The organism is Streptomyces sp. NPDC087844 (assembly GCF_044742785.1).
Taxonomy (GTDB): Bacteria; Actinomycetota; Actinomycetes; order Streptomycetales; family Streptomycetaceae; genus Streptomyces.
Genome location: NZ_JBIUVD010000006.1, coordinates 218,106 through 244,652 on the forward strand (window position 1 = coordinate 218,106; position 26,547 = coordinate 244,652).

Annotated in this window: 23 protein-coding genes and 1 pseudogene; 12 read left to right on the forward strand and 12 right to left on the reverse strand. The window is 70.6% G+C overall.

Features of this window, described 5'->3' with window-relative positions:
- Window positions 1-70: 70 nt before the first annotated feature.
- Entirely contained in the window at window positions 71-2,932 is a 2,862-nt protein-coding gene (locus ACIOKD_RS15040) for an AAA family ATPase (RefSeq protein WP_402083154.1), read from the reverse strand.
- A 453-nt stretch (window positions 2,933-3,385) separates the two neighbouring features.
- Between ACIOKD_RS15040 and ACIOKD_RS15045 the strand changes: the two genes are divergently transcribed.
- The 8 genes from ACIOKD_RS15045 (at window position 3,386) to ACIOKD_RS15080 (ending at window position 11,673) form a co-directional block, all read left to right on the forward strand.
- Window positions 3,386-4,432: a medium chain dehydrogenase/reductase family protein gene (locus ACIOKD_RS15045; RefSeq protein ID WP_402083157.1), complete on the forward strand. Its 1,047-nt coding sequence runs from the start codon at window positions 3,386-3,388 to the stop codon at window positions 4,430-4,432.
- Window positions 4,433-4,626: 194 nt separating this feature from the next.
- Entirely contained in the window at window positions 4,627-5,298 is a 672-nt protein-coding gene (locus tag ACIOKD_RS15050) for an ABC transporter permease (protein WP_402083160.1), read from the forward strand.
- A 142-nt stretch (window positions 5,299-5,440) separates the two neighbouring features.
- Window positions 5,441-6,124, forward strand: coding sequence for an SRPBCC family protein (locus ACIOKD_RS15055; RefSeq protein WP_402083161.1), 684 nt, complete (start codon window positions 5,441-5,443; stop codon window positions 6,122-6,124).
- A gap of 109 nt (window positions 6,125-6,233) precedes the next feature.
- A complete protein-coding gene (locus ACIOKD_RS15060) occupies window positions 6,234-6,827 on the forward strand; it encodes an SRPBCC family protein (RefSeq protein ID WP_402083164.1) in 594 nt (197 codons plus the stop codon).
- A 282-nt stretch (window positions 6,828-7,109) separates the two neighbouring features.
- Entirely contained in the window at window positions 7,110-9,347 is a 2,238-nt protein-coding gene (locus tag ACIOKD_RS15065; RefSeq protein ID WP_402083167.1) for an acetate--CoA ligase family protein, read from the forward strand.
- Between the two features lie 259 nt (window positions 9,348-9,606).
- Window positions 9,607-10,392, forward strand: a complete 786-nt coding sequence (locus ACIOKD_RS15070) for an enoyl-CoA hydratase/isomerase family protein (RefSeq protein WP_402083170.1) — start codon at window positions 9,607-9,609, stop codon at window positions 10,390-10,392.
- 44 nt (window positions 10,393-10,436) lie between these two features.
- Window positions 10,437-11,057: a flavin reductase family protein gene (locus tag ACIOKD_RS15075; protein WP_402083172.1), complete on the forward strand. Its 621-nt coding sequence runs from the start codon at window positions 10,437-10,439 to the stop codon at window positions 11,055-11,057.
- A gap of 106 nt (window positions 11,058-11,163) precedes the next feature.
- Window positions 11,164-11,673, forward strand: a complete 510-nt coding sequence (locus tag ACIOKD_RS15080) for a GNAT family N-acetyltransferase (protein WP_402083175.1) — start codon at window positions 11,164-11,166, stop codon at window positions 11,671-11,673.
- A gap of 2 nt (window positions 11,674-11,675) precedes the next feature.
- Here ACIOKD_RS15080 and ACIOKD_RS15085 read toward each other — a convergent pair whose 3' ends face one another.
- On the reverse strand, window positions 11,676-12,980 hold the full coding sequence (locus tag ACIOKD_RS15085) for an MFS transporter (protein WP_402083549.1): 1,305 nt from the start codon (window positions 12,978-12,980) through the stop codon (window positions 11,676-11,678).
- Between the two features lie 176 nt (window positions 12,981-13,156).
- Here ACIOKD_RS15085 and ACIOKD_RS15090 point away from each other — a divergent pair, with 176 nt between their 5' ends.
- Window positions 13,157-14,146, forward strand: a complete 990-nt coding sequence (locus ACIOKD_RS15090) for a GlxA family transcriptional regulator (protein ID WP_402083178.1) — start codon at window positions 13,157-13,159, stop codon at window positions 14,144-14,146.
- A 32-nt stretch (window positions 14,147-14,178) separates the two neighbouring features.
- Here ACIOKD_RS15090 and ACIOKD_RS15095 read toward each other — a convergent pair whose 3' ends face one another.
- Both ACIOKD_RS15095 and ACIOKD_RS15100 read right to left on the reverse strand, forming a co-directional pair.
- A complete protein-coding gene (locus tag ACIOKD_RS15095; protein WP_402083181.1) occupies window positions 14,179-14,817 on the reverse strand; it encodes a class I SAM-dependent methyltransferase in 639 nt (212 codons plus the stop codon).
- A 75-nt stretch (window positions 14,818-14,892) separates the two neighbouring features.
- Window positions 14,893-15,393 (reverse strand): glycine-rich domain-containing protein, encoded by a 501-nt coding sequence (locus tag ACIOKD_RS15100; RefSeq protein WP_402083183.1) that lies wholly within the window; start codon window positions 15,391-15,393, stop codon window positions 14,893-14,895.
- A gap of 321 nt (window positions 15,394-15,714) precedes the next feature.
- Here ACIOKD_RS15100 and ACIOKD_RS15105 point away from each other — a divergent pair, with 321 nt between their 5' ends.
- The gene (locus ACIOKD_RS15105; RefSeq protein ID WP_402083186.1) at window positions 15,715-16,488 is read left to right on the forward strand and encodes a helix-turn-helix domain-containing protein; all 774 of its coding nucleotides are present in this window, start codon (window positions 15,715-15,717) and stop codon (window positions 16,486-16,488) included.
- 91 nt (window positions 16,489-16,579) lie between these two features.
- Here the strand turns inward: ACIOKD_RS15105 and ACIOKD_RS15110 are convergent, their stop codons facing one another.
- Together ACIOKD_RS15110 and ACIOKD_RS15115 are read right to left on the reverse strand one after the other, a co-directional pair.
- Window positions 16,580-16,783 carry a DUF397 domain-containing protein gene (locus ACIOKD_RS15110; RefSeq protein WP_402083189.1) on the reverse strand — a complete coding sequence of 68 codons (204 nt, stop codon included), beginning with the start codon at window positions 16,781-16,783 and terminating at the stop codon, window positions 16,580-16,582.
- Window positions 16,780-17,646, reverse strand: a complete 867-nt coding sequence (locus ACIOKD_RS15115; RefSeq protein WP_402083191.1) for a helix-turn-helix domain-containing protein — start codon at window positions 17,644-17,646, stop codon at window positions 16,780-16,782. The genes ACIOKD_RS15110 and ACIOKD_RS15115 overlap by 4 nt, the downstream gene beginning before the upstream one ends.
- Window positions 17,647-18,056: 410 nt before the next feature.
- Here ACIOKD_RS15115 and ACIOKD_RS15120 point away from each other — a divergent pair.
- Window positions 18,057-18,446 (forward strand): annotated as a pseudogene (locus tag ACIOKD_RS15120) (ATP-binding protein); the annotation flags it as partial.
- Window positions 18,447-18,752: 306 nt separating this feature from the next.
- Here ACIOKD_RS15120 and ACIOKD_RS15125 read toward each other — a convergent pair.
- The 3 genes from ACIOKD_RS15125 to ACIOKD_RS15135 form a co-directional block, all read right to left on the reverse strand.
- Window positions 18,753-19,802 carry a Zn-dependent alcohol dehydrogenase gene (locus ACIOKD_RS15125; protein WP_402083194.1) on the reverse strand — a complete coding sequence of 350 codons (1,050 nt, stop codon included), beginning with the start codon at window positions 19,800-19,802 and terminating at the stop codon, window positions 18,753-18,755.
- Window positions 19,803-19,826: 24 nt separating this feature from the next.
- Window positions 19,827-20,969 (reverse strand): acyl-CoA dehydrogenase family protein, encoded by a 1,143-nt coding sequence (locus ACIOKD_RS15130; RefSeq protein WP_402083197.1) that lies wholly within the window; start codon window positions 20,967-20,969, stop codon window positions 19,827-19,829.
- Window positions 20,970-21,055: 86 nt separating this feature from the next.
- A complete protein-coding gene (locus ACIOKD_RS15135) occupies window positions 21,056-21,964 on the reverse strand; it encodes an SDR family oxidoreductase (RefSeq protein ID WP_402083200.1) in 909 nt (302 codons plus the stop codon).
- 101 nt (window positions 21,965-22,065) lie between these two features.
- Here ACIOKD_RS15135 and ACIOKD_RS15140 point away from each other — a divergent pair, with 101 nt between their 5' ends.
- Window positions 22,066-22,992: a cyclase family protein gene (locus ACIOKD_RS15140; protein ID WP_402083203.1), complete on the forward strand. Its 927-nt coding sequence runs from the start codon at window positions 22,066-22,068 to the stop codon at window positions 22,990-22,992.
- Window positions 22,993-23,429: 437 nt separating this feature from the next.
- On the opposite strand, the gene ACIOKD_RS15145 is transcribed toward ACIOKD_RS15140, so the two are convergent.
- The 3 genes from ACIOKD_RS15145 to ACIOKD_RS15155 form a co-directional block, all read right to left on the reverse strand.
- Window positions 23,430-23,948 carry an ATP-binding protein gene (locus ACIOKD_RS15145; RefSeq protein ID WP_402083552.1) on the reverse strand — a complete coding sequence of 173 codons (519 nt, stop codon included), beginning with the start codon at window positions 23,946-23,948 and terminating at the stop codon, window positions 23,430-23,432.
- 519 nt (window positions 23,949-24,467) lie between these two features.
- Window positions 24,468-25,388 (reverse strand): acyl-CoA dehydrogenase family protein, encoded by a 921-nt coding sequence (locus tag ACIOKD_RS15150; protein WP_402083206.1) that lies wholly within the window; start codon window positions 25,386-25,388, stop codon window positions 24,468-24,470.
- Window positions 25,389-25,391: 3 nt separating this feature from the next.
- Window positions 25,392-26,546 carry an acyl-CoA dehydrogenase family protein gene (locus ACIOKD_RS15155; protein ID WP_402083209.1) on the reverse strand — a complete coding sequence of 385 codons (1,155 nt, stop codon included), beginning with the start codon at window positions 26,544-26,546 and terminating at the stop codon, window positions 25,392-25,394.
- Window position 26,547 lies beyond the last annotated feature (1 nt).

The following is a 26,547-nucleotide window of genomic DNA, read 5'->3' on the forward strand; positions in this document are numbered from 1 at the left end:
TCGCCCGGGAACTCTCGCGCTCGCTCTCTCAGACACCGATGCCCGGCCCTCAGACACCGATGCCCGGCTCTCAGACACCGATGCCCGGATGATCCCGGAGCTGTCTGCGGGAGGTGATGCCGAGCTTGCGGAAGATGTTGCGCAGATGGGCGTCGATCGTGCGCGGACTGAGGAACAGCCGGGACGCGACCTCCTTGGACGTCGCACCGGTCGCGACCAGCCGCGCGATGTACAGCTCCTGCGCGGTGAGCCGGTCGAAGGCGGGCCCGGACCGGCCGGGGGCCTTCTCACCGGTGGCACGCAGTTCGTCCGCGGCCCGCCGGGCGAACGCCTCGATGCCGGCTCCGGACAACAACTCGTGTGCGGTACGCAGATGGCTGCGGCAGTCGCGTCTGCGGCCCTCGCGCCGAAGCCACTGCCCGTACAGGAGGTGGGCCCTTGCCCGGTAAGGGACCATGGGGCTCTTCTCCAGGTGCTCGACGGCCTCCCGGTAGTGGTCCTCGACGCCGGTCACCAGCCCTCGCGCGTAGGCCGCGATACCCAGGCCCGAGCTGGTCCCACTGGCGTCGGTGCGCTCGGTCAGTGCTTCCAGAGCCCGCACGGCGGCGTCGCGTTCACCGCAGGCGAGGGCCGCCTCCACCAGCTCGGGCAGGGAGAAGCCCGCGAGGAAGAGGTCGCCGTTCGCGACGGCCTGCCGGGCCGCGGCGAGTGCGGCCGGATACTCCCCCAGTCCGTTGTGCAGCACGGCCGCCGCCCAGTGGGTGTTGGCGATCAGCTGCCCGGCACCACTCACCGACGCCTCCTCGGTGACCGCCTCGAACAGCTCCAGCGCCTCCTGCCGACGGCCGCGCAGCGCGGCGAACTGCAGCCGGTGATACGTCACCGGCGGCCCGCCCACAGCGTCCGCGATCGCCTCCTCCTCGGCGATCGCCGCCACCGCCTGCCCGAGGTCGCCGGACAGCACCGCCCAGGACGTCAGCTGGGCGAGGCCCAGGCGCAGCACTAGCGGCGAACCCGACTCACGTCCGGTTTTCATCAGCCATTCGGTGATCGCCGCGTGGGTGTGCGGGTCCCACAGTTCGGCCGCGAGCACGATGGCGAGTGCGGGCCGCCGGGTCCACATCGGGGCGTCGTCGCCGTCGAGGGCGCTCCGGATCAGGGGATACGCGGCCCGGTGCCCGTCCGTGCCGAGCCTGATCAACGCGTCCAGGACATCCGGCGAATCCGGCGACCGGGAGGGCGGCGCCGCAGTGCGTGCCGCCGCCAGGACCATGTCCATCACACCGGTGGCCCGGCCGACGACCAGGCCCATTTCGAGCGCGTCCAGGAAACAGTCGCGGGACCACCGCGGGTCCGGTTCCGAGAGGCGCCGCGCGGCGCGCAGCATGAACATCGGGCCGTCGCCGTCGTTGTGCCGCACGAAGGCGATCCGCCCTCGCAGCAGATCGACTCGGGCGTGCTGGAGTTCGTCCAGAGGCGCGTTCTCGACAGTCGCCAGGAGGTTCACCGCGGTGTCGGTGCTACCCGCGTCGAGCTTGGCCCGCACGGCCGTGAGCGTCCGTTCGGTCCGCTTGGCGCCGTCCACCGACAGGGCCGCCGCGCGTTCGAGGAAGGCCGCCGCTGCCGCCACGCCGCCGCGCGACCGGGCGCGGAACGCGGACCGTTCCAGTTCGGCGGCGACGTCCTCGTCAGGACCCGCACCGGCCTGGGCACGGTGCCAGGCGCGCCGGTCGGGGTCCACGGCCGGGTCGGTGACCTCGGCCAGCACCCGGTGAGCCGTGCGGCGCCGTTCCGCCTCAGCGGCCCGGTAGACCGCGGACCGGGCCAGCGGGTGACAGAAGCTGACGCGGGTGGAGAACTCGACGAGTCCGGTGGCGGTCGCGGCGGCACCGACCGTCCTCGGGTCCAGATCCAGAAGCCGCGCGGCGGGCCACAACAGGCCGGGGTCACCGGTCGGATCGGCGCTCGCGACGGTCAGCAACAGCCTGGCACCGTCCGGCAGACCGGCCAGTCTGGCCTGGAAACCGCGCTCGATCCGGGTCGGCACCGACGACGTGTCCGGCGGCGCGAACCCACCGGACCTGGGCAGTTCCAGCAGCGCGAGGGGATTTCCCCGTGCCTCGGCCATGATCCGCCGGCGCACCTGGTCGTCGAGCGTCACATGGCTCTTCGCCGCCAGCAACGTCCGCGCGTCGGCGTCGCTCAGCCCGCCGACGAGCAGCCCTGGCAGTTCGTCCAGCTCGCCCCGTTCACCGCATTCACCCGGCCCACCCTGTCCACCCGCTGCACCAGCAGCACCCGTTGCACCCGCTGCACCCGCTGCACCCGCTGCACCCGGTCCATCCACTCCACCCGGTCCATCCACTTCAGCCGGTCCACCCGGTTCAGCCGGTTCACCCGCTCCCCCCTCCGTGCGGTGCAGCCGGACCGCGAACACCATGGCGACGGGCTCGCAGGTGATCCGCCGGGCGAGGAAGGTCAGCACCTTCGACGATGCGGTGTCCAGCCACTGGGCGTCGTCGATCAGGCACAACAGGGGGCGGTCACGGGCCGCGCAGGACAGCAGCTCCAAAGCCGCCACACCGATGCGGAACACGTCCGGAGCGCTCGCGGCCAGCCCGAACGCGTTCCGCAGGACCTCTCGGTGCTCGGCGGGCAGTTCGGCGAGGTGCCGCAGCATCGGCACGCAGAGCTGGTGGAGGGCGGCGAACGGCAGCTCCCTCTCGTACTCCGCCCCGGACGCCCGGACGGTACGGAACCCGGAGGCCGCTCGCCGGGTGTCATCCAGTAGTGCGCTCTTGCCGATGCCCGCCTCACCGCGGAGGACCAAGGCCCCGCCCGAGCCCTCGCGCGCGGCGCCGGTCAACTCGTCGATGCGCCTCATCTCGGCCTGTCTGCCTACGAGTTGACCAAAAGAGTGAGCCGACGTCATGGCGCACAGGTTAGGCGAGCCGCCATCACTCGGGCGTGGAGTTCCCGGAAGGCGGGCAGGACACCCCCGCTCGCGTCGGCGGTGATCGGCGGTGATCGGCGGTGATCGGCGGTGCCGCGGCGGCCATCGGCCGTTGACCGACGGCCGTTGACCGTCGGCCGTCGGCCGATAGGCGAATCTCACCGACGCGAGGGGGCGTGCGCCGGCACAAGTCTGGTCGTCCGACCGACCAAGAGAGAGCCGGATGACCTAGGGGGCTTCGACCGCGACCGCGACCGCACAGTGACCGCGACCGCACAGCGACCTCCACCCCGTTGCCTTACACCGCGAAGTTTATGGCCGCACCCTCTTGCCGCCCGTGAACTAACACGTATAGCCTTACGATCGTAAGCACACAGCAGGAACTCGCAGCGGGCCTACAGCAGCCTGGGCAGAAGCCATGAGGGGTACGCCATGAACAGCACCGTCGCCGTCACAGCCACCGAGATCGTCCTGCCCGGCCTGGTCGAGCCGGACGGGCTGGAGCTCCGCACCCGCGATCTTCCGGCCCCGGCCAGGGGCCAGGTCGTCCTGCGGATGGACGCGACCGGCGTCTCCTTCGCCGAGCAGCAGATGCGCCGCGGCACGTACTACGACCAGCCGCCGTTCCCCTTCGTACCCGGCTACGACGTGGTCGGCACCGTGACCGCGGCCGGCCCCGAGGTGGACACCGCGCTCGTCGGACGCCGGTTCGCCGCGGTCACCAAGACCGGCGCGTGGGCCAGCCATCTCCTCATCGACGCCGTGGACCTGATGCCCGTACCGGACGAGGTGGACGCGGCCGACGCGGAGACCGTGGTCGTCAACGGCATCACCGCCTGGCAGATGCTGCACCGCATCGCCAAGGTCCCGGCCGGCGGCACGATCGTGGTGCTGGGCGCCAACGGCGGCGTGGGCTCCACCCTCGTACAACTGGCCCGCCACGCCGGGATCACCGTGATCGGCACGGCCGCCGAGCGCCACCACGCGACCGTACGCACGCTCGGCGCGACCCCGGTCGACTACCGCGACCCGCACATGTACGAGCGCATCCGGGAGCTCGCGCCGGACGGCGTCGACGCGGTGTTCGACCATGTCGGCGGCGCCGGCGTGGAACAGTCCTGGCAACTGCTGCGCCGGGGCGGGGCCCTGGTCTCCTACGGCAGCGCGGCCACCAAGGACAACCAGGGCAACTCACAGCTGCCGGTGCTGAAGCTGTTCGCGCGGCTCGCCGCATGGAACTCCCTGCCCAACGGAAAGAGCGCGCAGTTCTACAACTTCTGGGCCGGTAAGCGCCGTTGCCGGTCGTCCTGGCAGCAGCGGATGACCGAGGACCTCACCCAGGTGCTGCGCCTGGTCGCCGACGGCACCCTCACCCCGCAGATCGCCGCGAGGATCCCGCTCTCGGACACCGCGGCGGCGCTGGCCCTCGCCGAGACCCGCACCGTCGCCGGAAAGATCGTCATCGTCCCCGAGGTGTGACGCCCTGAGCCCCGCCGCCAATCGCCACCGCCTCGGACGGCCCCTTGGCGCCACTGCCGCGAGCCCCTCTGCGTGCTGCCGCTACCTATTCCCCACCCCGGTTCCCCACCGCCCATTCACCGCCCCGCTTCGCCGCCATCGCGCACGCCCGCCGCCACCGCGACCCTCGCGCCCCACACCCCGGAGGTACCACCATGTCCGTCACCACCGTCACCACCGTCGTCACACCCGTCGTCACGCCTGCCGCCACCGCCACCGTCACCGGCCGTCCGGCCGCGGCACGCATCCAGGGCGACGGCGACGTCGACAACCGTGCGACCTACATAAGCTTCGGGCTCGCCTACCTGCTCGGACACGGTTCCGCCGCGCTCTCGAAGGGCGACAGCGCCCTGCTCGACCTGCCCGGCTGGCTGCCCATGGCACTCCTCGGCTCCGGGCTCGCCGTCGGCACCGTCCAGGCCACCGTTGCCGCCCTGCGCGCCCAGCGCGCCGCCACCGAACCCGACGACGTCCTCTCCGGCCAACTCCTCGGCGCCGCCTGGATCACCGCCTTCGCCGCCCTGTTCCTCGCCATCACGGGCCTGGCGTCCACGCTCGACATGCCCGATGTGCAGTCCCTGCTCTGGCCCACCGGTTCCGGCTTCGTCGTCGGTCTGCTCTACATCGCCGAGGGCGCCCAGCGCCGCAACCTCCTCCACTACGGCCTCGGCACCTGGCTTGCCCTGACCTCCGCCGCGGCCCTCCTCCTCGGCACCCCCGGCTTCTACTGGGTCCTCACCCTCGCCGGCGGCGGCGCCTACGCCCTCGCCGCGGTCCTCGAACGCCGCCGCCTCAACTTCTCCTCGGGACAGCCGCAGCGGGCCTGACACCGCCGAGAACCAGTCGGCGCCCCGCCCCGCCGCGCCCCGAGGACCGATACCGACCACCCGAACCGCCCACATCACGCACATCACGCACATCAATCACGTCATTCGCGTCATTCGCGTCATTCACCAAGACAGGAACGCCATGTCCAGCGACAGCCCCGCCCTCTCGTCAACCCGGCCCCGGACGCGCGCACGTGCCGCCGCGATCACGATCACGGCCGCACTCGCCGCGGTCGGCATCCTCGTGACCACCGCTCCCGCCCAGGCCGCCCCCGCCATGACGGGAACCGCGCACCACACCGACGTACTCAAGTGCCAGGGCAAGGGCACAGACCCCGCCGCCGTCATCCGCTACCGGACCGACGTCGTGATCAAGGCCCCGCTGAGCACCGTCTTCAAGCTGCAGACCGACGTCGAGGGCTGGCCGTCATGGCAGGCACCGGTCCTCTCCTCGGAGCGCCTCGACCACGGTCCTCTCCGCGCGGGCTCGCAGTTCCGGTGGACGACTCCGGCACCCGCGACCCCGAGCACGCCCGAGACCACCCTGAACATCACCTCCACCGTCCGCCAGCTCGACCGCGGCTCCTGCATCCGCTGGAGCGGTCCTGCGGTCGGCGAGGGCCTGCGTATCGACGAGGGCGTCCACGTCTGGAAGTTCACCAAGGTCAAGGGCGGTGTACGCGTACAGACCGAGGAATCCTGGACCGGCGCCCAGGTCGAGGCTGACGTCCCCCTGGCGACAGCGATGCTCGGCGGAGGACTCGAAGAGTGGCTCCGCGAACTGAAGACCACCGCGGAGGCCCGAAGCGACGGGCCGTGCGCCTGACCCCGGACCCGACCGTGCGTCTGACCCGGGACCCGATCTGCGGGACTCGACCTGCGGGACCACCGCAGAACCACCACAGAACGCCGAGAAAGAGATCGAGACCGACCAGATGAAATCACCGCACAGGCTCATGCAGGGCATGGCCGTCGCCGCAGTCGTCACCGCCACGACGCTGTCCGCGCCGATCGTGGCAGCGGCTCACGAGGCGCAGCCCGGCTCCGGCACTTACCAGGAATGCCGCGGCGTGACCGTCGACAAGAACGCGCCGGTCGTCAGCCGCGCGAGCGTCCTCATCAAGGCTCCGCTGACGACGGTCTGGGCACTGCACACCGACATCGACGCCTGGGGCTCCTGGATACCGGAGATCACCCCGGCGCGGAAGAAGACGCCGGGACCGCTGCGGCCGGGCTCCGTCTTCGAATGGTCCCCCCAGAACATGAAGGTCACGTCGACCGTCACGGCGGTCGAGCGGGGGCGATGCACCGCATGGGCCGCGCCCGTCAACGGCATCGACGGCGTGCACCTGTTCACCTTCAAGCAGGTCAGGGGCGGTGTGCTCGCCACCACCGAGGAATCCTGGGCGGGCACTCCCGTCGAGGCTGACATCCCCGGCAGTCAGGCCGCCCTCGACGCCGGCCTGAACGACTGGGTGCACCGGCTCAAGACCACGGCCGAGACGAAGCCCGGCTGCGCCGATCACTAGAACATGACCCCACGGACATGCACTCCGAGGACATGGGGCTTGAGGACGCGGGACCTGAGGACGCGGGACCGCGAGGACATGAACCCCTGAGGCACGGACCGCGAGGGCGCGAAACCCAAGGGCACGGACCGCGAGGCCAAGTAGGACGATGTGGCGGCCATACCTGTGGCCGCCACAAGTTCTTTGCTTGCAGACCAGTTCCTGACGCGGCGTCAGTTCAGTAATCTGACTGGATCTGACACTGCGTCAGTTATTGGCAGCCACTCAGGAGCGGGCGGACCGATGCTTGGATCAACCCACGGCACCCTCACCACCGACTCCCGCCGGGCCCGGGTCATCGCCTGCGGCGAGCAACCGGCCCCTGCCGTGCACGGCAGGCCGGCCGCCACCGACGACCTCGACGTCAGCGGCCGGCCGCTGTACGCCGGCGTACCCGATCTGGACCGCTTCTTCCGCCCCGAGTCGGTGGCCGTCGTCGGCGCCTCGGACGCGGAAGGGCGACCGAACACCGGCATCACCCGCCAACTGCTCGCCTGGGCCGAGCGGGTGGGCGCACGCCTCCACCCGGTGCACCCCACCCGAGAGTCCGTGTTCGGCCTGCCCTGCGTCCCGTCGGTCGCGGATCTGCCCGAACAAGTCGACCTGGCCGTGCTGTTGCTGTCCGACCCGCTTCCAGTGATCGAGCAACTCGCCGAATCCAAGGTGCGGTTCGCGGTCGCCTTCGCCTCCGGGTTCGCCGAGACGGGAACCGTGGGCGCCGCCGCGCAGGCCCGCCTCGCCGACGCCGTACAGCGCTCCGGGATCCGCTCCGGTCTGCGGCTGCTCGGCCCGAACACCAATCTCAACGCCTTCGAGAAGTTCCGCGACGACCTGGCCGGGCCGGCGATCGCCCTGATCACCCAGTCGGGCCACCAGGGCCGCCCGGTCTTCACCCTGCAGGAACTGGGCATCCGCGTCTCCCACTGGGCACCCACCGGCAACGAGGCCGACCTGGAGAGCGCCGACTTCATCTCCTACTTCTCCGAGCAGCCCGAGGTGGGCGCCATCGCCTGCTACGTCGAGGGCCTCAAGGACGGCCGCTCCTTCCTCCTCGCCGCCGACCGGGCCGCCCGGCGCGGGGTTCCCGTCGTCGCGGTCAAGGTCGGCCGCACGGAGACGGGCGCGCGTACGGCCGCCTCCCACACCGGCAAACTGACCGGCGCGGACGCGGTGGTGGACGCCGCGATGCGCCAGTACGGGGTCGTACGCGTCGACGGTCTCGACGAACTCCAGGACACGGCGGCCCTGTTGGCCCGTGCCAGGCCGCCGTCCGCCGACGGGGTGGCCGTCTACTCGATCTCGGGCGGTACGGGCGCCCACTTCTCGGACCTGGCCACCCAGGCGGGCCTGCACCTGCCTCCCCTCTCCGCCGCCAAGCAGGCGGAACTGCACCAGTGGATACCCGAGTACCTGGACGTCACGAACCCCATCGACAACGGCGGCCACCCGGTCGGCGACTGGCGAGGCCGCAGAATCATCGACGCGATCCTCGCCGATCCGGCCGTCGGGGTGCTGATCTGTCCGATCACGGGCCCCTTCCCGCCCATGAGCGACAGGCTCGCGCAGGACCTGGTGGACGCGGCGGAACAGACGGACAAACTGGTGTGCGTGGTGTGGGGGTCCCCGGTCGGCACGGAGCCCGCGTACCGCGACACCCTCCTCGGCTCGTCCCGCGTGGCCACCTTCCGCACCTTCGCGAACTGCATCACGGCGGTACGCGCCCACCTGGAACACGCCCGCTTCACCGCCTCCTACCGCTCCCCCTTCGACGAGGCCCCGCGCACCCCGTCCCCCTCCTGCCGCAAGGCCCGGGCGCTGATGCGGCCGGGCAGCACACTGAGCGAACACGCGGCGAAACAACTGCTGCGGGCGTACGGGATCCGGGTGCCGCGCGAGCAGTTGGTGACCAGCGCGGCGGCCTCCGTCCGGGCGGCCGGACTGGTCGGGTACCCGGTCGTCATGAAGGCGTCCGGCGCGAGGCTCGCCCACAAGACGGAGCTCGGCCTGGTGAAGATCGGCCTGACGTCGGCCAGCCAGGTGCGGGACGCGTACCGGGAGCTGACCGACATCGCGCGCTACGAGGACGTCTCGCTCGACGGGGTTCTGGTGTGCCAGATGGTGGAGCGGGGGGTCGAGATGGTGGTCGGCGTGACGCACGACGACCTCTTCGGTCCGACGGTGACGGTCGGGCTGGGCGGCGTACTCGTGGAGGTCCTCCAGGACACCGCGGTACGGGTGCCGCCGTTCGGGGAGGAGCAGGCGCGCTCGATGCTCGACGAGTTGCGGGGGCGGGCCCTGCTCGACGGGGTCCGCGGGCGGGCTCCGGCGGACCTCGACGCACTGGTGGAGGTTGTCATGCGCGTCCAGCGAATGGCACTGGAACTGGACACCGAGCTGTCCGAACTGGACATCAACCCGTTGATGGTCCTGCCCCGCGGCCAGGGGGCGGTGGCCCTGGACGCCCTGGCATCCTGCCGCTGACCCACTGCGCGAGGCACACCGGAGACGGGTCACGCTCTCGACCGCGGGTGCGGAAGAAGGGGGTGCGCTTTCGACCGCGGGCCGGCGGGGGCTGGGCGCGCAGTTCCCCGCGCCCCTGAGGTGGCACTGGCGCAGCCGAGCCTTCAGGGGCGCGGGGAACGGCGCGCCCAGCCACAACCAACCCGCACCCACCAACGCACGGCATCCCCCACTCCCCAAGGGGCGCGGGGAACGGCGCAACCAACCCCCGGAGCCCTCAGTGATAACCCACTCCCTCGACAACCACGTCTCCTGGATCACCCTTAACCGACCCGAGGTCATGAACGCCCTCACCCCCGACCAACGAGAAACCCTCATCCACCTCCTGGAGACCGCGTCCGCGAACGCGAACACCCGCGCGGTCGTCCTCACCGCCACCGGCCGAGGTTTCTGCACAGGCGCGGACCTCCGATCCACCCCACCCCCCGGCGACCACCCCCGCCTCCCCGGAGACGTGTCCCGCGTCATCCGAAACGGCGCCCAACGCCTCATCACCGCGGTCCTCGACTGCGAGAAACCGGTGATCGCCGCCGTGAACGGCACCGCGGCCGGCCTGGGAGCCCACCTCGCCTACGCCTGCGACCTGATCCTCGCCGCGGAATCGGCCAGGTTCATCGAGGTGTTCGCCCGCCGCGGCCTGGTCCCCGACGGCGGCGGCGCCTACCTCCTCCCCCGCCTGATCGGCCCGCAACGCGCGAAGGAACTGATGTTCTTCGGCGACGCCCTCACCGCCGCGGACGCGCACCGCCTCGGCCTGGTCAACCGCGTGGTCCCGGACGAGGAGCTGGAGAAGACGGCCCGCGCCTGGGCCGAACGTCTCGCCACCGGCCCCACCCGCTCCCTCTCCCTCACCAAGCAACTGGTGAACGCCTCCCTGGACTCCGACCGCGCCACCGCGTTCACCGCCGAGGCCGCCGCACAGGAGATCAACATGACGACGTCGGACGCCACGGAAGGCGTGACGGCGTTCGTGGAGCGCCGCACCCCGGCCTTCACGGGCCGCTGAACCCCTTCCCATCTGACGCCCCGTCACCTTCAATGGACGGTGTGATGGGACACGCAGGAATGGCCGCGGCAGCAGTCCGCTACCTGAGGTCGACGGGGACGACCGGAGCCGCACTCAACGCTTCCGTCGAAGCGCTGCCGCGCCCCGAGTTGCGATGTGTCGGTGAGGACGAGCGTGCCGTCATAGCCGCGGCCGAGTTCAGGAACGTACTGGGTAACTTCGCGACCGGCGTGACCGTCGTCACGGCACCCGCCACCACGGACGGCGACAGCGAGGGCCGACCCGCCGGTTTCGCCTGCCAGTCGTTCTCGTCCCTCTCCCTCGACCCACCGCTCGTCACCTTCATGGTCGGCCGTACGTCGACCACCTGGCCGCGCATCGCCCGCGCGGGCGTCTTCTGCGTCAACATCCTGGGCGCCCACCAGGGCGACCTGTGCCGCGGCTTCGCGGTGAGCGGCACGGACAAGTTCGCGGGCGTTCCGTACGACGCGGCCCCGGTCTCCGGTTCCCCGCGCCTCGCGGGCACGCTCGCGTGGATCGACTGCACGGTCCACGCGGTGCACACGGGCGGCGACCACCTCATCGTCATCGGCCGGGTGAACGCCCTGGGCGCGACCGGCGAGGACGAACCGCCGCTGCTGTTCCACAAGGGGCGGTTCACCTGATCGATCTGCTCCAGCCGTAGATCATCCTGTGCCCTGGCCTTGGGGCTGTCTGCCACTGGAGGGAAACTCCGGTGGCCTCAGCGCACGATCTGGGTAGGGTCGGGCGATGCCCGTGCTGAAGCGGCTGCAGGCCGGCCACGCCCCTGCGGTCCTGGCCTTCGAGCTGGCGAACCGCGCCTACTTCGCTGCCTCGATCTCCGACCGCGGCGACGACTTCTTCGACCGGTTCACCGACCGGTACAACGCCGCGCTGGCCGAGCAGGAGGCCGTCTGCGCCTTCTACGTGCTCCTCACCGAGGACGGCTCGGTACTCGGCAGGTTCAACCTGTACGACCTGGAGGACGGCACTGCCAGACTCGGCTACCGGGTCGCGGAGCAGGTAGCCGGCCGTGGCGTGGCGACCGCTGCCGTCCGGGAGCTGTGCCGGACGGCGACAACGATGCACGGTCTGCGCACACTGCGGGCGGCCACCTCCCACGACAACGCCGCCTCCCGAAAAGTCCTGATCAAGGCCGGGTTCGTACCGGTTGGCCCTGCCACCCCGGCCGATCTCGGTGGCAGGTCAGGCACCTGGTACCAGAGCGATCTCCAGCCATACAGTGTCCGCGCGCCGTGACATCACCCTGGTAGGGCGGAGCCAACAGACTCGACCCCCACCCCCACCGCGCTCGGCCCGCGCCGGATCACCAGCGCCATCAGCGCCGCCACCGCGCACAGCGCCCCGGAGGCGTACCACATGACGTCGTACGAGCCGAAGGCGTCGCGGGCCGCACCGCCCAGGAAGGCGACCAGTGCCGCCCCGACCTGGTGGGAGGCGAGGACCCAGCCGAAGACGATGGCGCTGTCGTCGCCGAACCGGTCGCGGCACAGGGCGATGGTGGGCGGGACGGTGGCGACCCAGTCGAGTCCGTAGAAGACGATGAAGAAGACCATCGGCGGGTGCACCGAGGGGCCGAGCAGCAGCGGGAGGAAGAGGAGCGAGACGCCGCGCAGGGCGTAGTAGACCGCGAGCAGCCGGCGCGGGTCGAAGCGGTCCGTGAACCAGCCGGAGGCGATCGTGCCGACGACGTCGAAGACACCGATCACGGCGAGCAGTGAGGCGGCTGCCGTGATGGGCATGCCGTGGTCGTGGGCGGCGGGCACGAAGTGGGTCTGGATCAGGCCGTTCGTGGAGGCGCCGCAGATCGCGAACGTCCCCGCCAGCAGCCAGAAGGGCCCCGTGCGCGCGGCGGAGAAGAGGACCTTCACCGCGCGGCGCGCGGCCCCCGGCACGGGCGGCGGCTTCTCGACGAACTCCGTCGCCCCGTACGGCTTGAGGCCCACGTCCGCAGGATGGTCGCGCAGCAGCAACCAGACGAACGGCACGACCGCGAGCGCCGCCAGGGCCACGGTCACGGCGGCCGGGCGCCAGCTGTGCTCCGAGACGATCCACGACAGTACGGGCAGGAAGATCAGCTGGCCGGAGGCCGAGGCGGCGGTGAGGATGCCGGTGACCAGGCCACGCTTCTCGGTGAACCAGCGGTTGGTGACGGTGGCGGCGAAGGCGAGGGCCATCGAGCCGGAACCCAAGCCCACGAGCAGCCCCCAGCACAGCAGCAGCTGCCAGGCCGCGGTCATCCACACCGTGGCGCCGGAGCCGACCGCGATCACGACAAGGGCGAGCGCGACGACCCGCCGGATGCCGTACCGATCCATCAGCGCGGCGGCGAACGGCGCCGTCAGCCCGTACAGCGCGAGATTGACGGAGACCGCGAGGCCGATCGTGCCGCGCGACCAGTCGAATTCGTCGTGCAACGGGTCGATCAGCAGCCCCGGCAGGGAACGGAAGGCCGCCGCGCCGATGATCGTCACGAAGGTCACGGCGGCCACGAACCACGCCCGGTGCACCCGCACCCGCACCCGCGTACGCCGCCGACGTCCCATCGTGTCGGTCCCGGGGTCCTGCGACTCGACCGCTGGATCCTGCGCGTCGATTACGGGGTCCTGCGCGGCTGCCGCCTCGCTCGCGGCGTCGGTTGTCCGGGTCACGCCACCGAGCTTCCCTCCTCGGCCCTCTCCCAACGAGTGGCCCGAAGGACAGCATTCGCTAGGATCGGGCCATGGGTATGAACGCGCCGGACACCCCGCCCCGTCGGCACCGCGTCGTCGTCCTCGCCCTGGACGGCCTCCTCCCCTTCGAACTGGGCATCCCGCAGCGCATCTTCGGACGCGCCAAGGACACCCTGGGCCGCAAGCTGTACGAGGTCGTCACCTGCTCCGTCCGGCCGCCGGGCCCGGTCGAGACGGACGCCGACTTCTCCGTACTGGTCGAGAACGGCCCGGAGGCCCTGGCCACCGCCGACACCGTCGTCGTCCCGGCCTCGTACGAGCTGGGCCCGGTCCACGACGGGGGTGTGCTCACCGACGAGTTGGCCGCGGCCCTCGCCCTGATCCGGCCGGGCACCCGGCTCGTCTCGATCTGCACGGGCGGGTACGTGCTCGCCGCCGCCGGACTTCTCGACGGGCGCCCGGCGACCACGCACTGGGCGTCCGCCGAGCACTTCCAGCGCCTCTTCCCGAAGGTGCGGGTCGACGCCGACGTGCTGTTCATCGACGACGGGGACGTGCTGACGTCCGCCGGCGTCGCGGCGGGCATCGACCTGTGCATCCACATCGTGCGCCGCGACCACGGGACCGCCGTCGCCAACGAGGTGGCCCGCCGCACGGTCGTACCTCCGCACCGGGACGGCGGGCAGGCGCAGTACATCCAACGGCCCGTGCCGAAACCGCAGTTGGCGACCACGATCGCCGCGCGGGCCTGGGCTCTCAGCCGGTTGCACGAACCGATCCAGTTGCGGGACATGGCTGCGCAGGAGGTGATGTCGGTGCGTACGTTCACGCGCCGCTTCCGCGAGGAGGCCGGGATCAGTCCCGGTCAGTGGCTCACTCAGCAGCGGGTCGAGCGGGCCCGCCACCTCCTGGAGTCCACCGACCTGTCGATGGACCAGGTCGCGGCGGACTCCGGGTTCGGTACGGCCCAGTCGATGCGCCAGCATCTTCAGTCCGCCCTCGGAGTCACCCCCACGTCCTACCGCCGCACGTTCCGCTGAACGGCCCTTTCCCCACCTTTACGGCCGCGCGGTCAGGCCGCCGAGGCACGGACAAGCATGGTGCCCACGGCCCTGCCCTGCGGCGGCTCGATCAGGGACACGCACACGTCGGAGAAACCGTGCCCGGTCAGGATGTGCCCCCACTCATCCGGGGTGTGGTCATACCGCTGCCCGGCTTCGGCGGGCTTGGGCCCCCGACTGCCTGGAGGCAGATGCGAGAAGGCCAGGATGCCGCCCGGCGCCATACGCGAGCGGATCAGCGGGAGCAGGATGTCCGGATCGACGAACCACACGGCGCCAAAGATCGAGAGCACGACATCGAACGTCTCGTCCGTCTCGTCCGTCTCCTTCAGGAACGCCACCGCGTCCACCGTACGGAACTCAAGGCCCGGCAGCTCGCCCCAGCGCTCCCGCGCGACCACCGCTCGGGCGGGAGCGATATCCACCCCTTGACCGGTCGCGCCAAGCGTCACAAGATGCGCGAGGTTACTGCCGCTCCCCGAGCCGAGTTCCAGCACCCTGCGTCCGGCCACAGGCCCCAGAACGCTCTCGTTCGGCCCGTGATCGGCGTACTGGGTCCAGTTCAGCCAGGTCGTATCACCCTTGGCGTTCACGGTCCTGCGCGGCGTGCTCCCGGCCGCGTACCTGCCCCAGGACTCAGCCAATGACATGCGGCGATCCTTTCCGGCAAGAGGGGCCCACCCTCAACGTACGGGGACAGACCCCAACTCACGCGCTGCTCAGCACTACTTGGGCGAGTCGTGGCATCCGGCGTGGCACTGGTTGCAGCTGGCCGCGTCCGCCATGCCCCACAGGTCGGGGTCGATCTCGAACCCGGCCGCCTTGATGGCCTTGATCGTCTGTTCGAGAACGAGCGGACCTCCGGTCTCGGGGTCGTGGCCGTCCCGCGTCGCCTTGTCGTCGCCGACGCACGAAACACCGGCCATCGCGCCCGGAAGCTCCGGAACGTGGTGGATGTACCGGCCGAAGTGCCGGTTGGTGAAGTGGTGATACGGGATCGAGTCGAGCATGAACGAGTGCCATGCCTCGTCCACCTGCTCAGACGGGCCCATGAGAAGGTCCGGATTCTCGCCGCACGTGACCAGATAGGCGATTGCCTGTCCGAACTTGGCCTCTGCAAGTTCGCGTGTGTTCTCCGGGTTGCGGAGGAGGAGGGTCACCTCCCGCTCCCACACGTCCGGGGTGACGTACGCCTTCGGGTCGCGGATCACTACTGCCGTGCTCATGCTGGCTTACCTCCACGTAATTGCGGTTCCGTGGTGCTCCGGTTACGTCGTCCACCCGCGCACTTGGGGCACAGGCACGGCGGCATGAGGCCAGTAGCGAGAGGCTCCCCGCCCTCACCTTCGTACAGGTTTCGTGGCTCGGTCCGAGTGCCGTCGGCTCTCACCGTGTAAGCGCTGATGCGGATGGACATGACGACCATTTTCCGGATCCGTCATGACCATTGCGGCGACGTTTACGGCGTCCCTCAGGCGTCATGTCGGCGTCACTCCCAGGGCGTCAAACCGGTGTCATTGGAGGCGTGCCGTGGCTACCCTCGGATCATGACGACTCCGGCCGAGCGCGAGCGAACCCCCAACGACGTGCTGACCTCCGTACGCAAGTCGATGAACCTGAGCCAAGACGAGTTTGCCCAGGGCCTGCGCGGCGCGGGCGAGGAGCTGGAGGAACCGAACGACGCCTCCAAGCGACTCGTGCAACGCTGGGAGTCCGGAGAAACCAGGACATGCCGCCCGCTGTACGCACGGGCACTGAAGCGGTTCACCGGCCGTGCCCCTGAGTCGCTGGGGTTCGCGATCCCGATGGCACGCGTCCGCTCGGACGGGGCAGGAGGCCACGACATGGAGGCTGGGGAAGTCGGCACGGCTGACATCGACACAAGCCCGAAGCCAGATCCGCAGAGCGAGTACGCAGGCATCTGGCTGTCCCGGTACGAGTTCTACTCGTCCAGCCGTGACGAGACGTTCGACTGCAAGCATCACGTCGTGATCGTCCAGCACGGCAACCGGCTGACAGCTCAGAGCCTGCCCGGAGCGTCGACCAACCCGGACAGCCCGCTGTCTCTGGATCTCACCGTTGACCGGAACGTCGTCACCGGTACGTGGACCGAGCAGACGGCGACCAACGGGTACTACCAGGGCTCCCGGTACCACGGTGCGATTCAGCTACTCATCGAGCCGACAGGCCGACGTATGGCGGGCAAGTGGGTCGGGTTCGGCAAGGACTTCGATGTGAACACAGGCCCATGGGAGCTGCGCCTACTCGACCGATCTACAGGCCGCGCAAGCATCGAGCGGTACTCGACCACACCACAGTGAAGGGCCGGGACACTCCCCTGCGAAGAAACAGCGGGAGTCTCCCTGTGCGGGAGCCTGGCTGCCCAGTTCACGCCGTTGGCGTGGGCCGGGGTCAGTCGCGGAACTCGCGGCGGTTGACGGCTCCTATGAAGTCCTGCCAACCGTCGCGGGTGAACAGGAGTATGGGGCTGTTGGGGTCCTTGCTGTCGCGGGAGGCGATCGTGTTGGGCAGGGCAGCGACCTCTATGCACGCGCCCTGACCGCTGCTGTAGGTGCTCTTGAACCAGTTCGCGTTGGCGAGGTCGGGGTTGTTCATGCTGTCTCCAGTTCGTGGCTGAACTCGCGCGCCGCCTCTGCGATGAGGGCGAGCGAGTCACGGGTGTTGAGTGCTGCTGCCTGTAGGACGGCGAAGATTTCGGCGTAGTGCTCGGCGTCTTGTTCGGAGTCGAGCAGCGCGTCACCGGCCATGCCGTCGATGTACACGACCGCTGGTTCGCTGGCTTTGGTGAAGGTGGCCAGCGCGAAGGAGCCGGGCATCCCTGGATGCGCGCCGACGCTCCAGGGGATGACATGCAGGGTGATGTGGGGCTGTTCCGCGAGCGCTTGCAGGTGGCGCATCTGCTCGGCCATCACGTGCGGTCCGCCGACGGCCCTTCGTAGGGCGGCCTGGTCCATGACAGCGGTGAGAGTCAAGGGCTTCGGCCGGGCGAGAACCGCCTGTCGCTCCATGCGGGCCTGCACGTGGTGTTCGAGATCGGTGCTGGTGGCGGACGGCCACACGCCTTGGATGACGGCGGCAGCGTAGTCGCGCGTCTGCACGAGGCCGGGGATGAACGAGGACTCGTAGCTTCGGACTTGCGCCGCGACATCCTCGCAGGCGATCCATGCCTTGTAGTCGCGGCGCAGGTCGGCGTGGAAGGGCCGCAGGAAGTCCTGCCTGCCGGCCTCCTCCCACAGGGCGTCGATCTCTGTGCGCGTGGCGGGGTCGGCCCCGTAGCGCGTGAGGAGGTGATGCAGGGTGCCGCGGTTGGGCCGGGCCTCGGCGTTCTCGGCGCGCCGTAGCGTGCTCTTGCTGACGGGGCCCTCTGCGATCACGTCCTCGCGTGACATCCCGGCGGCTTCGCGTAGCCGGCGGAGCGCGAGCGCGAGGCTTCGTAGGCCCGGCGTCTTCTCGGTCACGGCATCCCCTCCCTGGGTCATGGGCGTCTCCCCGCCGAGTTTGGCTTACGGGGCGCCGTCTCGCCAAGCTCCATTCCAAATGAACCAGTTCATTTGAACTGGTTGCACATGAACCAGTTCACCCGCCATGCTGAACTCCGGCACGGCAACTCACTGTGACAAGTACGTAGCTCTGCGCTGACCGCGCCCCGCAGGGGCCGGGGCGCGCGGGGCGGCGTCCACGGGTTTCCGCGCCTCCGCCGTGTGCTTGCCGAAGTGGGCGGACCGCGCGCCCTCGGGGCGTGGCGTGGCCCGATCGACTGGGAGGACCGACCCTTGACCCTCGTGATCTATGTCCTTGCGCTGCTGCTGCCCGGCACCGGCCGCCGCAGACTCCCCGCTGGTCCGCGACACCGGAAGGGAGGCGTGGCATGGACGGTGTGACGTACTGGTTCCGGCACACGGCCGAGCCCAGGGCGGTGCCGTGGGGGCGGCGGTTCGCCTCGAACGCGCTCAGGGACTGGGGACTTGAGCACATGAGCGAGTCCGTGACGCTGATCGCTTCCGAGCTGTTGACCAACGCCGTGGAGGCCACCGGAACCACGAAGGCCGGGCTGAGCCGTGACGAACGCGAGACGTTACCGCTGGTCGCGGTACGGCTGCGCGTGTGCAGCCGGACGCTGACGGTCGAGGTCTGGGACACCAGCCGGACGCTGCCCCGGATGCGGACGCCCGACGCGGACGCCGAGAACGGCCGGGGCCTGCCGACAGTGACGCTGTTGAGCGAGCGCTGGGACTCGTACCGTCACCCCTCGGGCGGCAAGGTCGTCTACGCGGTGCTGCCTCTCACACGCCCGCCGGTGGCGATCACCAGAGAGGGTCGATGGTGCCGGTGCCGGAGGCGTTGCCGAGCCGGACCCGCGAGCCGCGCGAGCGCTCACGTCCACGAACTCGCCGCGCCTGCCCGACGATTCACCGGGACGGGACAGGTGATCCGTCGCCTCCCAGGGACTCCGTCGGCCACGGACAGCACCCCAAGCGGGCGGCCTGACTCCGCGCAGTGTTGGGATGCCTACGGGCACCAGTCGGCCGAAGGCGGTAGCCGATGGGATCAGCACGTCAGAACGTCAGAACGTCAAGACAGCCCGAGCCACCCGCCCGCCCCCCGCATCCGCCGCCGCCTTCTCGAAGTCCTCCACCGGATACGTCTCCGTCACCAGCTCGTCCAGCAACAACCGCCCCTCCCGATACATCTCCGCGTACAGCGCAACATCCCGCTGCGGCCGCGAGGACCCGTACCGGCATCCCAGGATCGACTTGTCCAGGTACATCGACGAGACGAGGAAGGACGCCTCGGCGTCGGCGGGCGGCACGCCCAGCAGCACCGCCTGCCCCTGCCGGTCGAGCAGATCGACGGCCTGCCGTACCAGCTCCACCCGCCCCACGCACTCGAAGACGTGATCCGCACCGGTCGGCAGGACGTCCCTCACCCCCTCCACGGACGGGAAGAAGTGCCCGGCCCCGAACCGCCGAGCCACCTCCTCCTTCGCGGGATTCGAGTCCACCGCGACCACCGTCAGCGCTCCGGCGATCCGCGCGCCCTGGATCACGTTGAGCCCTATCCCGCCCGTCCCGATGACGACCACGCTGTCCCCGTGGTCCACCCGCGCCCGGTTCAGCACGGCCCCGACCCCTGTCAGCACCCCGCACCCGATCAGGGCGGCGGACGCCATCGGGATGTCCGTCGGGATACGTACCGCCTGCACGGCCTTCACCAGCGTCCGTTCCGCGAAGGCCGAGTTGGACGCGAACTGGTACAGCGGCTGCCCGTCCCGCAGAAACGGCCGCTGCGGCATCCCGATGGCCTTGCGGCACATGGTGGGCCGCCCCCGGTCGCACTCCGCGCACGTACCGCAGTTCGCGAGCGTGGACAGGCACACATGGTCTCCGGGCCGGACGTGGGTGACTCCGGCGCCCACCTCCTCCACGACGCCCGCGCCCTCATGCCCGAGCACCACGGGTACGGGGAAGGGGATGGTCCCGTCCAGCACGGAGAGGTCGCTGTGGCACAGCCCCGCCGCCGCTATCGCGACCAGCACCTCACCCGGTCCCGTATCCCGTATCTCCAGGTCGTCCACCACCTGGGCCCGCCTGCCGTCGAAGACAACGCCTCTCATGCCGTGCCCCTCGTCGCACTCATCTCAGCCCTTCGCTTCCCTGGGAAGGCCGAGCACGCGCTCGGCGATGATCGTGCGCTGGATCTCGTCCGAGCCGCCGTAGATGGTGTCGGCGCGGCTGAAGAGGAACAGGTGCTGGAGAGCGTCGAGTTCGTACGGCGCCTCGGCCGTCCAGTCCGCAGGACCCACCGCGGCGCCCGCCCCCCGCACCCGCATCGCCAGTTCGCCGAGCCGCTGATGCCACCGGCCCCACAGCAGCTTGGCCACACTGGGGGCACCGCGGTCCGCCGAACTCCCCAGCGTCCGAAGGGCGTTCCACCGCATGGCGCGCAGCTCGGCCCACTGGCGTACGAGCAGTTCGCGGACGACCGGGTCGTCGGCCGCCCCCGAGGCGACGGCCGCCTCCACCACCTGCGCCAACTCCTGCGCGAAACCCACCTGCTGGGCCAGCGTGGAGACTCCGCGCTCGAAGCCGAGCAGGCTCATCGCGACCTGCCAGCCATCGCCCTCGCCACCGACCCGATGTTCCGCGCGTGCGTGCGCCCCGTCGAAGAAGACCTCGTTGAACTCGCTGGTCCCGGTCATCTGCCGGATCGGCCGCACGTCGATCCGGCCGGGCTGGTCCATGGGTACGAGCAGAAAACTCAGCCCGCGGTGCCGCCGCGACCCCGCCTCCGTACGCGCCAGCACGAAACACCAGTCCGCCTCGTGCGCCAGCGAGGTCCAGATCTTCTGCCCGCTGATCCGATACCCGTCCGCCTCCCGCACGGCCTCCGTCCGGATCCCCGCGAGATCGGACCCGGCCCCTGGCTCGCTGTACCCCTGGCACCACAGCTCGTCACCAGAGGCGATGGGCGGAAGAAACCGGTTCTTCTGCTCCTCACTCCCGTGCGCGATGAGAGTCGGAGCCAGCAGCTTCTCCCCGATGTGCCCACTGCGCGCCGGCGCCCGGGCCCGCGCGTACTCCTCGGCCCACACCACCTGCCGCCCCAGTCCGACCGCGCGATTCCCGTACCCCTCCACCCCCCACCCGATCCCGATCCAGCCGGCAGCTCCGAGTGTTCGCTCCCACCCCCGCCGGTCCCCGTCCCACGGCACATGCCCGTTCAGCCACCCCCGAACTTCCTGCCGAAACGCTTCATCCTCCGACGTGCCCTCGAATTCCAAGCTGCCCTCCAGCCGCCCTTTTTTGGGGGCGCGGGGAACTGCGCGACAAGCCACAACGCACCCGCACCGACCCACCGACCCGACCCCTACGGCGCCCTCTTCACCCCCCGAGCCGCCCGCTCCATCTCCTCCACCCGCTCCAGCAGAGGCATGGGATCCGTCCCCACACTCCCCGGCAGGAAGTCAGCGATCCGCTCAGGCGTCCACCCCCCCTCCGCATACCCCGAACGGAGTTCCCGCGGCTGCGCCCACACCGCGATCTTCGGCCCCGCGACGGTGTACACCTGCCCGGTGATCCCCTCCTCCCGGGCCCGCTCGGACAGCAGGTAGACCACGAGCGCGGCCACATCCTCCGGTTCGCCGATCTCCTTCAGCTCCATCGGCACGTTCGCGGACATCCGCGTACGGGCGACCGGCGCGACCGCGTTCGCCGTGACCCCGTACTTGTGGAGCCCGAGCGCCGCGCTGCGGACGAGCGAGATGATCCCGCCCTTCGCCGCGCTGTAGTTGGCCTGCGAGACGGACCCCTGGTGGTTGCCGCTGGTGAACCCGATCAGCGTCCCCGCCCCCTGCTTGCGCATGACGGCGGACGCCGCGCGGAACACGGTGAAGGTGCCCTTGAGATGCGTGGCGATCACCGGGTCCCACTCGTCCTCGGACATGTTGAAGAGCATCCGTTCGCGCAGGATGCCGGCCACGCAGACGACCCCGTCGAGCCGCCCGTACGCGTCCAGGGCCGTGTCGACGATCCGCTGTCCGCCCGCCATGGTGGAGATGTCGTCGGCCACCGCGACCGCGTCCCCGCCGGCCGCCCCGATCTCCTCGACCACGGCGTCCGCGACCGAGCTGCTCGGCTCCGAGCCCTCGATCGAGACGCCGTAGTCGTTGACGACGACCCGTGCGCCCTCGGCCGCGGCCGCCAGGGCCACCGCGCGTCCGATGCCCCGGCCCGCCCCGGTCACGGCGACGACCCTGTCTTCCAGGAAGTTCCCCACGCCCCGGCCCCTTCCCGCGGTTTCTGACGGTCCGTTAGATTTGCTCAGGGTCAGATTCTACGGCCCGTCAGATACCTGGAGACAAGCCCCGCGGAGGACTCATGTCACTGCCGGTCGAGTTCCACGAGATCGCCAAGCGCGTGAACAACTGGGGGCGTTGGGGCGCCGACGACGAGATCGGCACCCTGAACCTGATCACCGACGAGGTCGTGCGCGAGGCCGCCGCGAGCGTCCGGACCGGCCGTCGCGTGCCGCTCGCGCTCCCCCTCCGCCAGGACGGGGTGCAGACGGGGATGATCCCGGGCCGGGTCGATCCGCTGCACACGATGGTGCAGATCAACCAGGAGCTGTTCGGCCCGGGCACGATCGCGTGCAGCGACGACGTCGTGACGATGGGCCTCCAGGCGGCCACCCACTGGGACGCACTCAGCCACGTCTCGCACTCGGGCAGGCTCTACAACAACCGCCCCGCCGACACGATCACCGCCCACGGGGGCGCCGAGTTCAACGGCATCGACAAGCCCCGTCACATCGTCTCGCGCGGCGTCCTGCTGGACGTGGCCCGCGCGCTCGGCGTGGAGCGCCTGGACAGCGGGCACGCGGTGACCCCGGAGGACCTCGACGCGGCCGAGGAGCTGAGCGGCACGAAGGTCGGCGCGGGCGACATCGTCCTCGTACGCACCGGTCAGACGCAGCTTCTCCTGGCGGGCGACAGGCAGGCGTACGCCTTCCCCTCCCCCGGCCTGTCCGTGCGCACTCCGGAGTGGTTCCACGCCCGCGATGTCGCGGCGGTCGCGAACGACACCCTCACGTTTGAGATATTTCCTCCGGAAATAGAGGATCTGTGGCTGCCGGTCCACGCGCTTCACCTGGTGGAGATGGGCATGCTTCAGGGCCAGAACTGGAATCTCGAAAAGTTGTCCACAGCCTGTGGAGAAGATGGCGGCTACGCGTTCCTGCTGTCGGCGATGCCCGAACCGTTCACCGGCGGCACGGGAACCCCCGTAGCACCGGTCGCCATCCTCTGAGAACGACCGAGGGCCGGCTGGCGGCGCCGTCTCCCCCACGTACGACCACGCCCGGCCGCCAGGTGTCCCACCTCGCCCCGAGCGCGGCACCGCGCGCCGCCATCCGGCTCTCCGGCGCGCCTGCCCCTGGCCCCGCAGTGGCCGACGCCGAATCGCGATCCGCGCTCGCCGAGGGCTTCCGTCACCGAAGACCTCGACGTCCCCTCACCGCGAATCGCTGAACACAAGCGTGATGAAACGGACACGCCACGTCAACAGCCGTTTGGGGATTCACACCTTTGGCGCCCTTTGTGACGCTCGCGGACGGAAGCACGGCACGGCGCACTCGACAGCACCGGACGCCCGGGCCCCGGACTCCGTGCCATCCGTGCGCCAGCGGGCGCACCCGTGCCCGAGCGCCCGCTCCCGCGTGACGGGCCCCAGCAGGGACCCGGTCCCTACACGGCCTCGTACGCCAGGTCCCCGTACACCACCGGAGACGCCGCCGAGGACAGCACCGGTGCCGCGTCGCATCCCGTGGCGAGGGTGGTCGCCGACGAACATCGGTCCACCTCGCACCAGATGCGCTTCCCGGCACCCTCGGCGCTCCAGCCCCACCGGTCGGCGAGACCGTCGACGAGCGCGAGACCACGGCCGTTGGTGTCGTCGCCGTCCGCGCAGCGCGGGCGCGGGGCCCGGGTGCTGGCGTCGACGACTTCCAGGCGGACGGTCGCGACGGCCTCCCCGACGGCCCGCTCACCGGCTGTCGGCACGCTCGCCGCGTCCGGCACGAACAGCCGCAGGACGGCGGGGCGGCCGGTGTGCACCACGGCGTTGGTGACGAGCTCCGAGACGAGCAGGATCAGCGTCTCGGCCAGTGGCTCGTCGGCCTCTATCCCGGAACCCGCGAGCCGCGAACGCGCCCACCTCCGGGCTCGCCCCACCTCTGCGGGGTCGGGCCGGATCTCCAGCTGCACTTGAAGCACCTGCACCGCTCACACCATCCGAACCGGCGGACACATCGCCTCGCGCCTCGCAAGGGCCACGATCGTGGTCAGAAAAGGGCTCACGGAACGTGATTCCCTCAGGAGACAGCATGGTTGACGTACAGTCACCCGAACAAGCGCTTCGGGCATATTCCAGCGCGAAGGAGTACGCGTGCGGCATACTGTGCGACGCTCGCCACGGGGAGTCGAACAGGCAGGAACGCTCCTGCTTCCCGCCCCGCGAGCGGCACGCATCGCCGGATCCGGGGCTGCCCCAGGGGCAACACCGTGATGGCCCGGCCTCAGAACCACTCGCATCCCACACAAGGTACCGGAGCAGGCCGCCGACTCCAGGCCGTGACGAGTCACACGTAGGACACAACCCGGTATCAACGCTCGGTAATTCCGGTATGCCACGTTCCGCGTCTTGCGTCCCCTCTGACCCGTCCCGGCCTCCCTCCCCATGCCACGATCGGCGGCATTCAGCAGTGCTCAGCCGGCCCACGCGGCTCATGTCCCGGGCCGCGCCGACGACGCCAGCAGATCCTCCGCGAGAGCCTCCTCGGCCGCCGCGGCGCCCTCCCCGCGACGAGCCCGCGACCAGGCCCGTTTGAGGTGGAGATGTACGTCGGACTCCCAGGTGAAACCCATCCCGCCGTGCACCTGGAGGCAGTCGCGGGCCCCGCGCTCGGCGGCCTCGTCGGCCAGCAGCCGGGCCGCCGCGATGTCGAGCGGATCGCCGGTGATGGCAGCCGCGTACACCGCCGCGCGGGCCACCTCCACCCGTACGAGCATCTCCGAGCACAGGTGTTTCACCGCCTGGAAGGCCCCGATCGGCTGCCCGAACTGCTTACGGGTCCGGGCGTGTTGCGCGGCGAGCGCACAGGTCCACGCGGCCGACCCGAGCTGCTCGGCGGCGGTCAGCAGGGCGGCGACCGGGTCGGGCGGCGCGGCCCGGGGCACCCGGTGCAGCGGTGTCAGCGGGTCGACGGAGCGCATGGCGACGGCTCCGGTCACATCGCCCCGTACGACGTCCGCCTCGTCCAGCCATTCGACGAGCGCGCCGTCGACGGCGGCGACGACACACGCGCCGGTGGCCGCGCCGGGCACTTCACCGGCCGCGAGGTGGGTGGCCACGAGCGGTCCGGGCAGCAGCGCCCGGCCGGCCTCCTCGAAGGCGAGCACCGCCTCGGGCAGCCCGAGCCCGACCCCGCCCCGCGCCTCGGGCAGCCGCAGGGCGAAGAACCCGGCCTCCCCCAACTCACGCCAGAGCGCGCGATCAAGGCCGCCGACCGCTCCCCGCCCCCCGTCGCCCTGCCCTCGTCCCGGGTCCACGGCGGCCCGCATCCGCTCCCGCCCGAACCGCCGCACCAGCAACTCGCGCACCCCGGCCCGTAACGCCCTCTGGTCGTCGGTGAGTTGGAAATCCACCCCTCACCGTCCCTTCGGAAGGCCCAGGATGCGCTCGGCCACGATGTTCCGCTGGATCTGCGAGGTCCCGGCCGCGATGGTGTACGAGAGCGACGACAGCCGGTCGACCGTCCACTCCCGGTCCAGATCGAGTCCTTCGGGGCCGAGCACCTCGGACGCCGCGTCGTACAACTCCTGCCGTGCCTGCGAGTACCGCAGCTTGAAGACCGAGCCGCCCACCCCCGGCACCCCACCACCGCGCTCGGACTCGCTCACGTTCCACTGCGTCAGCCGCCACAGCGCCCGGAACTCCGCGTTGAGCCGCCCGAGCCGACGCCGCAGCGGCACGTCGTCCCACCGGCCGTTCTTCCTCGCCTCCCGCGCGAGCTCACCCAGCACCCGCCGGCAGGCGACCACCTCACCCACGAAAGCGGTGCCGCGCTCGAAGGACAGCGTCACCATGGTCACGCGCCACCCGTCGTTCTCCTCGCCGACCCGGTTGGCCACGGGCACCCGCACCTCATCGAGGAAGACCTCCGCGAACTCCGCCGACCCGGCGAGCGTACGCAGCGGACGTACCGTGATGCCCGGCGCATCCATCGGCATCGCCAGCCAGGTGATCCCCCGATGCTTCGGCGCCCGCGCATCGGTGCGCACCAACAGCTCGCACCAGTCGGCGACTTCGGCGTGCGAGGTCCAGACCTTGGAACCGCTGACCACGTAGTCGTCGCCGTCCCGCCACGCGCGCGTGCGCAGCGACGCGAGGTCGGACCCGGCGTCCGGTTCGCTGAACCCCTGGCACCACACCTCCTCGCCCCGCAGCACGGGTGGCAGCCAGCGCGCCCGCTGCCGTGCGCTTCCCTCGGCGGCGATGGTCGGCCCGGCATGCAGCAGCCCGACGAAGTTGGCCCCGACGTAGGGAGCACCCGCCTTCTCGGTCTCCTCCAGAAAGATCAGATGCCGGGTGGGCGTGGCACCACGGCCCCCCGCGTCCACGGGCCAGTGCAATCCCGCGTACCCGGCGTCGTACAACAACCGCTGCCACCCGAGGTCGTACGCACGCCGCCCCGGCCAGTCGTCGGCCGAGGGCTTGGCCGGCAGCCGCGGAAGCACCTCCCCCAGCCACTGGCGCAGCCGCGCCCGGAACTCCTCGTCCTGGACCGAGTACGACAGATCCATC

Excerpts from the sequence above, each read along its gene's own strand:
- ACIOKD_RS15060 (WP_402083164.1), top strand. The coding sequence starts at position 6,234 with ATGAAATCACCGCACAGGCTCATGCAGGGCATGGCCGTCGCCGCAGTC.
- ACIOKD_RS15090 (WP_402083178.1), top strand. The coding sequence starts at position 13,157 with ATGGGTATGAACGCGCCGGACACCCCGCCCCGTCGGCACCGCGTCGTC.
- ACIOKD_RS15105 (WP_402083186.1), top strand. The coding sequence starts at position 15,715 with ATGACGACTCCGGCCGAGCGCGAGCGAACCCCCAACGACGTGCTGACC.
- ACIOKD_RS15065 (WP_402083167.1), top strand. The coding sequence starts at position 7,110 with ATGCTTGGATCAACCCACGGCACCCTCACCACCGACTCCCGCCGGGCC.
- ACIOKD_RS15110 (WP_402083189.1), bottom strand. The coding sequence starts at position 16,783 with ATGAACAACCCCGACCTCGCCAACGCGAACTGGTTCAAGAGCACCTAC.
- ACIOKD_RS15050 (WP_402083160.1), top strand. The coding sequence starts at position 4,627 with ATGTCCGTCACCACCGTCACCACCGTCGTCACACCCGTCGTCACGCCT.
- ACIOKD_RS15080 (WP_402083175.1), top strand. The coding sequence starts at position 11,164 with ATGCCCGTGCTGAAGCGGCTGCAGGCCGGCCACGCCCCTGCGGTCCTG.
- ACIOKD_RS15045 (WP_402083157.1), top strand. The coding sequence starts at position 3,386 with ATGAACAGCACCGTCGCCGTCACAGCCACCGAGATCGTCCTGCCCGGC.
- ACIOKD_RS15125 (WP_402083194.1), bottom strand. The coding sequence starts at position 19,802 with ATGAGAGGCGTTGTCTTCGACGGCAGGCGGGCCCAGGTGGTGGACGAC.
- ACIOKD_RS15100 (WP_402083183.1), bottom strand. The coding sequence starts at position 15,393 with ATGAGCACGGCAGTAGTGATCCGCGACCCGAAGGCGTACGTCACCCCG.
- ACIOKD_RS15140 (WP_402083203.1), top strand. The coding sequence starts at position 22,066 with ATGTCACTGCCGGTCGAGTTCCACGAGATCGCCAAGCGCGTGAACAAC.
- ACIOKD_RS15055 (WP_402083161.1), top strand. The coding sequence starts at position 5,441 with ATGTCCAGCGACAGCCCCGCCCTCTCGTCAACCCGGCCCCGGACGCGC.
- ACIOKD_RS15085 (WP_402083549.1), bottom strand. The coding sequence starts at position 12,980 with ATGGGACGTCGGCGGCGTACGCGGGTGCGGGTGCGGGTGCACCGGGCG.
- ACIOKD_RS15155 (WP_402083209.1), bottom strand. The coding sequence starts at position 26,546 with ATGGATCTGTCGTACTCGGTCCAGGACGAGGAGTTCCGGGCGCGGCTG.
- ACIOKD_RS15075 (WP_402083172.1), top strand. The coding sequence starts at position 10,437 with ATGGGACACGCAGGAATGGCCGCGGCAGCAGTCCGCTACCTGAGGTCG.
- ACIOKD_RS15095 (WP_402083181.1), bottom strand. The coding sequence starts at position 14,817 with ATGTCATTGGCTGAGTCCTGGGGCAGGTACGCGGCCGGGAGCACGCCG.
- ACIOKD_RS15040 (WP_402083154.1), bottom strand. The coding sequence starts at position 2,932 with ATGACGTCGGCTCACTCTTTTGGTCAACTCGTAGGCAGACAGGCCGAG.